Source organism: Actinomadura sp. NPDC049382 (assembly GCF_040677125.1).
GTDB lineage: Bacteria > Actinomycetota > Actinomycetes > Streptosporangiales > Streptosporangiaceae > Spirillospora > Spirillospora geliboluensis.
The window spans coordinates 43,979-50,773 of the sequence record NZ_JBFARO010000058.1; the positions used below are offsets into that span (position 1 = coordinate 43,979).

Below are 6,795 nucleotides of genomic sequence, written 5' to 3' on the forward strand. Positions count from 1 at the left end.
GGACGCTCAATGACTCGAGGAGACGATGATGCCAACCGAGGCTCCCCCCGCGGGCGGGGCTCTGGCGGGACTCGCCCGGTTCTGTTACCGGCGCCGCCGACTGGTGCTGCTGCTGTGGGTGGCCGGGGTGATCGCCGTGGCGTTCGCCGGGTTCGGGTACGGCGCGCAGTCCGACAACGACTTCACCGGCGGGGACTCCGGGTCCGCCAAGGCGCAGGCGCTGATCGAGAAGCACTTCCCCGAGCGGCAGGGGGACACGCTCACGCTGGCGGTCAAGGCGGAGAAGGGGCTCGACGACCCGGCCGCGCGCAGGACGGTCGAGAAGGTCGTCGCGGAGCTGGACGCCTCGCCCGTCACCGGGCCCGTCGTGTCGCCGTACACGGACGCGAGCCTGGTGACGAAGGACCGGCGGATCGCGCGGACGACCGTTCCGCTGACGGACGTGGACCCGGCGAAGTCCGACGTCGAGCCGCTGGTGGACGCGGTGAAGGAGGCGTCCGGCGGCGGTGTGGTGCTCGGGCTGGCCGGGGACATGGCGGAGAAGGCGGAGACGCCGCCGCAGGGGCCCGCGGAGAGCGTGGGCGTGCTCGCGGCGGCGATGATCCTGTTCATCGCGTTCGGGTCGCTGGTGGCGATGGGCCTGCCGATCGTGACCGCGCTGATGGCGATCACCGGCGGGATCGCCCTGATCAAGCTGGTGGGGCACCTGGTGCCGTCGCCGGACTTCACGGTGCTCGTCGCGGCGCTGGTCGGGCTCGGGGTCGGGATCGACTACGCGCTGTTCATCGTGACCCGGTACAAGGAGGGCCTGGCGGACGGCGACGAGCCGGAGGGGGCCGTGGTCAAGGCCATCACCACGGCGGGGCACGCGGTGCTGTTCGCCGGGCTGACCGTCGTGATCGCGCTGCTGGGGCTGACCGCCATGGGGCAGCGGCTGATGACGGGCGTGGCCGTGGCCGCGGCGGTGACCGTGCTGGTCACGATGGCGGCCTCGGTGACGCTGGTGCCGGCGTTCCTCGGCTTCACCGGGCGCCGGATCGGCGCGGTGCGGCGCGTCCGGGAGCGGCGGCCGCTCGCCGAGCGGTGGGCCGGCGCGGTGCAGCGCCGGCCGCTGGCCGCCGTGGTGCTGGCCGGCGCGGGGCTGCTGGTGCTGGCCGCTCCGGCGCTGTCGATGCGGCTGAGCCTGCCGGACGCGAGCGTCCAGCCCCATGACCGGAGCAGTTACGCGGCGCACGAGATCCTCACCGAGGGGTTCGGGCCGGGGTTCGGGGCGCCGCTGGTGTTCGCGTCCGCGAACACGGACCTGCGCGCCGTCGCCGGCGCGGTCGGCGGGCAGGACGGGATCGCCTACGTCACGCCGCCGGAGGTCAGCCGGGACGGGAAGGCCGCCGCGTTCCTCGCCTTCCCCAAGACCGGGTACCAGGACGAGGCGACCGCGGACCTGGTGCACGAGCTGCGGGACGAGGTGCTGCCCGACGGCGTCCACGTGGGCGGGCCGAACGCGGGCACGATCGACTTCTCCGAGGACATCGGCGCGCGGCTGCCGCTGATGATCGGGGTCGTCATCGCGCTGTCGCTGGTGCTGCTGGTCGCGCTGGTCCGGTCGGTCACGATCGCGGTGCAGGCGGCCGTGCTGAACCTGCTGTCGATCGGCGCCGCCTACGGCGTGCTGGTCGCGGTGGTGCAGTGGGGGTGGCTCGGCTCGCTCTTCGGCTTCCCGACCGAGATGCCGGTCACGACCTGGGTGCCGATGATGATGTTCCCGCTGCTGTTCGGGCTGTCCATGGACTACGAGGTCTTCCTGATCTCGCGGATCCGGGAGGAGTACGAGCGGTGCGGCGACACCCGCCGGGCCGTCACGCGGGGGCTCGGCCGGACCGCGAAGGTCATCACGGCCGCGGCCGCCATCATGGTCGCCGTCTTCACGACGTCGCTGCTCGGCCCGGACGTCGCGGTCAAGCAGATCGGCCTCGGCATGGCGGTCGCCGTGCTCATCGACGCCACCGTGGTCCGGATGGTCCTGGTGCCGGCTGTGATGGAGCTGTGCGGCAAGGCGAACTGGTGGATGCCGGGACGGCGGGCGGCGGTGGCGACGCCGCCCGAACCGGCCGCGGAGCGGGTGCGGGTCTGACCTCTCAGCGGCCGCTGGGGGCCACCAGGCCGGATTCGTAGGCCAGGACGACGAGCTGGGCGCGGTCGCGCGCGCCCAGCTTCGTCATGGCCCGGTTGATGTGGGTCTTGGCGGTCAGCGGGCTGATCGCCATGCGGTGGGCGATCTCGTCGTTGGTGAGGCCGTGCCCGGCCAGGGTGACGGCCTCCCGCTCGCGGTTGGTCAGCTCCTCCAGGCCGGCGCCGCCGCCCGCGTCGAGCGGCCGGGCGACGTAGCGGCTGATCAGCATCCGGGTGATGGACGGCGCGAGCAGGGCGTCGCCGCGCGCGGCGACCCGCACCGCGTGCAGGAGGTCCTCCGGCTCGATGTCCTTGACGAGGAATCCGGCGGCGCCGGCGCGCAGCGCGTTGAAGACGTACTCGTGGAGGCCGTAGTTGGTCAGGATGACGACGTGGACGCCGGAGAGCGCCGGGTCGGCGGCGATGCGGCGGGTCGTCTCTATCCCGTCCATGACGGGCATCTGGATGTCGACGAGGGCGATGTCGGGCAGGTGCCTCGCGATCTGTTCGAGGCCCTCCGCGCCGTCGGCCGCCTCGGCGACCACCTCGATGTCGTCCTCGGCGTCGAGCAGCGCCCGGAAACCGCGGCGCAGCAGCGGCTGGTCGTCGCACAGCACGACGCGGATCACGAGGGCCGCCCCACGGGGAACTCGGCCTGGACGCTGAAGCCGCCCTCGTCGCGGGGTTCGGCGCGGAGCCGGCCGCCGAGGGCGGTGACGCGCTCGCGCATCCCGAGCAGCCCGACGCCGGGCACCGGGGCGGCGCCGGGCCTGGCCTTGCCGTCGTCGTCGACGCGGACGGCGAGGGTGCCCGGCCGGTAGTCGATCCGGATCGACGCGGTCGCGGCGGCGGCGTGCCGGACGGTGTTGGTGAGCGACTCCTGGACGATCCGGTAGGCGGTCCGGTCGACCGCGGCGGGCACCTCGTGCCGCTGCCCCTCGATCGTCAGCGTCGTCTCCAGGCCCGTCGTGCGCGCCCGCTCCACCAGGTCGGGGACGCGGTCGAGGCCGTGCGGCGGGGGCGCGGCGTCCTCCCGCAGCGTCTCCAGGGTGGCGCGCAGCTCGCGGGTCGCCTCGCGGCCCGCCTCCTGGATCGCGAGGAGCGCCTCCGGCACCTCCTCGCCGTGCTTGCGGGCCAGGTGGACGGCGACCCCGGCCTGCACCTTGATGATGGAGATCTGGTGGGTGAGCGAGTCGTGCAGCTCCCGCGCGATGTGCAGCCGCTCCTGCGTGGCGCGCAGCCGGGCGGCCTCCTCGCGGGTGCGCTCGGCCTCGTCCGCCCGCAGCTCGGCCTGCCGCAGCGCCTCCCCGGCGGCGCCGGCGGCGATCAGCCAGGCCAGTTCCAGCACGCCCCGCGCCTGCGCGAACGCCTCGCTCATCGACCCGTCCGCCGGAGAGGCCATGGTCGCGAAGGGCAGGGCGAGCAGCAGCGCGACGCTGACGGCCAGGGTGACGATCCGGTGCCCGGAGCGCACGGCGGTGTAGACCGCGACCAGGTACGCGACGGCGGGCACGTCGAAGCCGACCGCCCTGTAGCCCACGGCGCACAGCCCGGTGACGGCCAGGACGGCGATCGGGGCGCGGCGCCCGGCGGCCAGCACGAGACCGCTGACCACCACCAGCGCGTATCCGAGCGCGTCGAGGTCGGTGGCGGGGTGCTCCCCTGTCAGCGCGCTGATCAGGAGCACCGCCGCCACACCGGCCGCGCCCGCCCATCCCCTGGTCCGGCGCCAGACACCGGACAAAGCTGTGCTCATACGCGCACGCTAGCGGGGTGTCGGCGCGTGCGGATCCTGCGCGCGGACGAGAGCCCCGCTACCGCGCCCGCAGTACCCGCGCGCGCCCGTTGTCAGGAGGCCGGCTGGTTCGTCATCGCGAGGGGGCCGCCGCCCGGGGCCGTGCCGACCGCGATCATGCCGTTGCCCGTGCCGGGGAGGGCGGTGTAGTCGAACCCGCCCCGGTTGCGGGAGCCGGTGCCGGTCTGCGCGGGCATCGGGATCGTCTGCCACTGCTCGCCGTCGAAGCGGTAGAAGACGGCTCCGGGTTTGCTTGGGTCTGTACCGGTCCAGAGGGAGCCGTCCTCGCCGAGGGTGTAGGCGAGGTAGGCGGACGGCGGCTTGGGAGCGGCGCTCCAGCCGGCGGCGGTGCGGTGCATCAGCTCGGTCTTGCCCGGGCCGTCCACCCAGACGTGGCCGGGGCCCGCCACCGCCAGCTGGGTGTAGCCGTCCGGGACGTCGTCCGCCGGCACCCACGTGTCGCCGTCCCAGCGGGCGATGCCGGGCCGGTAGGGGCCGAGGAGGCTGCCGGCGCCCCACAGCTCCGTGTCGCCGACCGCGTAAGTCCTGTGGATGAACCCGACGGTGTTGCCGTAGGTCGTCCAGGTGCCGTTCTGCCAGCGGGCCAGGCAGCCGTTGCTGACCCAGACGCCGCCGTCCACGGCTTCGAGCTGGAGGTACGTCGCGGTCTTGCACTCCTCGGGCAGCGCGATCTGCGTCCACCGGGAGCCGTCCCAGCGGGCGAGGTACCCCTCGCCCATCTTGGCGCCGGAGAGCCAGACGTTCTCGGGAGAGGAGGCGTCGAGGTCCGTGGTCTCCAGTTTCCAGGCGCCGGGCGGGTTGCGGTTCTCCCAGCCGGTGCCGTTCCAGTGGCGGACGACCGCGTTGAAGCTGCACACCGAGCCCGCGCCCATGCCCGGCCACGACCAGTCGACGCAGGCGAGGCCCTCGAAGCCGGCCGCCCACACGTCCCGCGCGCCGACCGCGGCCACCTCGTTCAGGCCGCTCTCGGGCCACAGCCCTCCCGGTGCGTCCGCCGTCCGCCAGGGGCTCTCGCCGGCGTGGGCGGGCGCGGCCGCCAGCCCGGCGACGAGGGCCGCCACCGCTCCGATCATCCATGCTCGTCTCATGCCGGGCATGATCGCGAACGGCCCGGCACCGGCGCTTGTAGCAACCGTGACAGGAAATACTGGCAAGTTTGCGCTACGGTGCGCGGGTCCCCGCCGGGGGGCGGGACGCCCCTGGCTAGCGGTTGGCCTCCTCAAGAAGGGCCAGGGCGGTCTCGGCCATCGGCCGGGCGTAGGCCTTCAGGTCGTCGAACGACTTGGCCGGGGCGACGAACGACGTGTGCACGGTGACGTTCCGGTGCCGGACGTGGATCTCGTAGCCGCTGGTGACGGGAACGCCGAACGCCTCGTCCCCCAGCCCCGCGATGGGCTGCCGCGTCCCGCTGGCCCCGGCCTTGCCCATGGCCTCGGACGCGGCGTCCGCACCCGGCTTCAGCGCGGTCGCCTTATAGCGGTGCAGGCTCAGGTTCACCTGGACCTGTCCGGCGAACGCCGACCACATCGCCTCCGATTTGTCGGTGTAGTGCCCGCCGCCGGTGCGGCGCCAGCCGCTGTCCATCTGGACCTCCAGCTTGGACGTGATGCGCTGGTCGAGGCCCTTCGTCGAGTCCAGGACCGACAGGGCGTCGGGCACCTTCGTGTGCTCGCCGCGCCCGTTCACGCCCGGCAGGACGACCGTCCATGCCACGGTCGCGCCCACGACCAGGACGAGCACCGCCAGGACGGCCCCACCGATGATGAAGATCCTCTTGCGACGGCGCCCGGCGGGCCTCCCCCGCGGCACCCCCGATCGGGCTCCGGCCCCCGAATCCGCCATGATCCACCACCTCCGCGCGACGATCATGGCAGTGGCTAGATCGTTTCACCAGCGGTTGTCCGGAACAGGCGCGGGTGTGATCCGCGGGCCGCCCCGCCGCGTCAGCGGGGCGTGGGCCGCCGGTGCGGGCGGGGGCCGAGGGCGGCGCGCAGGACGCCGCCGAGGCCCTTGGCGGAGGCGGCCAGGAACGTCGTCCAGTCGAAGTAGTCGCGCCAGAGGGTGATGCGGTCGCCGTGCACCTCGAAGGTGCCGCAGACCCAGAACTCGGCGCGCCACGTCCCGCGCTCCAGGACGTCGGTGCGCTCGGTGAGCACCACCGGGCCGTTCGCGGCGATGTTGTGGACGCGGGCCTCGAAGCCCGTCCCGTAGCGGGTCATGGAGCGGAGCGTCCTCTCCACGGCGGGCAGGCCGCGGGCGGGCGGCAGCGGGACGTTCTGGTAGACCATGCCGGGCGCCGCGTGGGCCAGGGCGCGGTCGACGTCCAGGTCCTCGAGCGCGGAGAGGAAGTCGGTGACGATCTGGGTCTCGGTCATGGCGCTCCTCCAGGGTCGGGACCACCACGGTAGTGCGGGAGAATCCGGACATGCAGTTCGCCATCCTTGGAGCGGTCGAGGCCCGGGCCGGCGGGGACGCCGTGCCGATCGGCGGACCCCGGGTGCGGGCGCTGCTCGCGATGCTGCTGCTGGACGCGGGGCGGCTCGTCCCGGCGGAGCGGCTCATCGACGGGCTCTACGGGGAGGACCCGCCGAGCGGCGCGGCGAACGCGCTCCAGTCGCAGGTGTCGCGGCTGCGCCGCGCGCTCGGGGACGCGGCGCCGGTCGAGGGGCTGCCCGCCGGCTACCGGATCGCCGTCGAGCGCGACGACGTCGACGCCCGAGCTGGGCAAGGGCGGCTGCACCCAGGCGGCGCGGGGCATCTACTCCGACCCGAAGCGCGGCTACGGGCTGGCCGTCACGGTGTTCAACCTG

At 73.9% G+C, this 6,795-nt stretch carries 7 protein-coding genes; 2 read left to right on the forward strand and 5 right to left on the reverse strand.

Features of this window, described 5'->3' with window-relative positions; translation table 11 throughout:
• Window positions 1-25 precede the first annotated feature (25 nt).
• Window positions 26-2,131 carry an MMPL family transporter gene (locus AB0K34_RS28220; protein WP_301177951.1) on the forward strand — a complete coding sequence of 702 codons (2,106 nt, stop codon included), beginning with the start codon at window positions 26-28 and terminating at the stop codon, window positions 2,129-2,131.
• A 4-nt stretch (window positions 2,132-2,135) separates the two neighbouring features.
• On the opposite strand, the gene AB0K34_RS28225 is transcribed toward AB0K34_RS28220, so the two are convergent.
• From AB0K34_RS28225 to AB0K34_RS28245, 5 genes are all read right to left on the reverse strand, one after another.
• Complete coding sequence (locus tag AB0K34_RS28225) at window positions 2,136-2,798, reverse strand: response regulator transcription factor (protein ID WP_301177952.1); 663 nt, start codon at window positions 2,796-2,798, stop codon at window positions 2,136-2,138.
• The gene (locus AB0K34_RS28230) at window positions 2,795-3,925 is read right to left on the reverse strand and encodes a sensor histidine kinase (RefSeq protein ID WP_301177953.1); all 1,131 of its coding nucleotides are present in this window, start codon (window positions 3,923-3,925) and stop codon (window positions 2,795-2,797) included. The genes AB0K34_RS28225 and AB0K34_RS28230 overlap by 4 nt, the downstream gene beginning before the upstream one ends.
• A gap of 92 nt (window positions 3,926-4,017) precedes the next feature.
• Window positions 4,018-5,073: a hypothetical protein gene (locus AB0K34_RS28235; protein ID WP_301177954.1), complete on the reverse strand. Its 1,056-nt coding sequence runs from the start codon at window positions 5,071-5,073 to the stop codon at window positions 4,018-4,020.
• Window positions 5,074-5,188: 115 nt separating this feature from the next.
• Window positions 5,189-5,827 (reverse strand): hypothetical protein, encoded by a 639-nt coding sequence (locus AB0K34_RS28240; protein WP_301177955.1) that lies wholly within the window; start codon window positions 5,825-5,827, stop codon window positions 5,189-5,191.
• Window positions 5,828-5,928: 101 nt separating this feature from the next.
• Window positions 5,929-6,360, reverse strand: a complete 432-nt coding sequence (locus tag AB0K34_RS28245) for a limonene-1,2-epoxide hydrolase family protein (RefSeq protein ID WP_301177956.1) — start codon at window positions 6,358-6,360, stop codon at window positions 5,929-5,931.
• Between the two features lie 50 nt (window positions 6,361-6,410).
• Here AB0K34_RS28245 and AB0K34_RS28250 point away from each other — a divergent pair.
• On the forward strand, window positions 6,411-6,795 hold a 385-nt coding region (locus AB0K34_RS28250), incomplete at its 3' end, for a winged helix-turn-helix domain-containing protein (RefSeq protein WP_364551969.1).

Excerpts from the sequence above, each read along its gene's own strand:
- AB0K34_RS28220 (WP_301177951.1), top strand. The coding sequence starts at position 26 with ATGATGCCAACCGAGGCTCCCCCCGCGGGCGGGGCTCTGGCGGGACTC.
- AB0K34_RS28230 (WP_301177953.1), bottom strand. The coding sequence starts at position 3,925 with ATGAGCACAGCTTTGTCCGGTGTCTGGCGCCGGACCAGGGGATGGGCG.
- AB0K34_RS28235 (WP_301177954.1), bottom strand. The coding sequence starts at position 5,073 with ATGAGACGAGCATGGATGATCGGAGCGGTGGCGGCCCTCGTCGCCGGG.
- AB0K34_RS28240 (WP_301177955.1), bottom strand. The coding sequence starts at position 5,827 with ATGGCGGATTCGGGGGCCGGAGCCCGATCGGGGGTGCCGCGGGGGAGG.
- AB0K34_RS28245 (WP_301177956.1), bottom strand. The coding sequence starts at position 6,360 with ATGACCGAGACCCAGATCGTCACCGACTTCCTCTCCGCGCTCGAGGAC.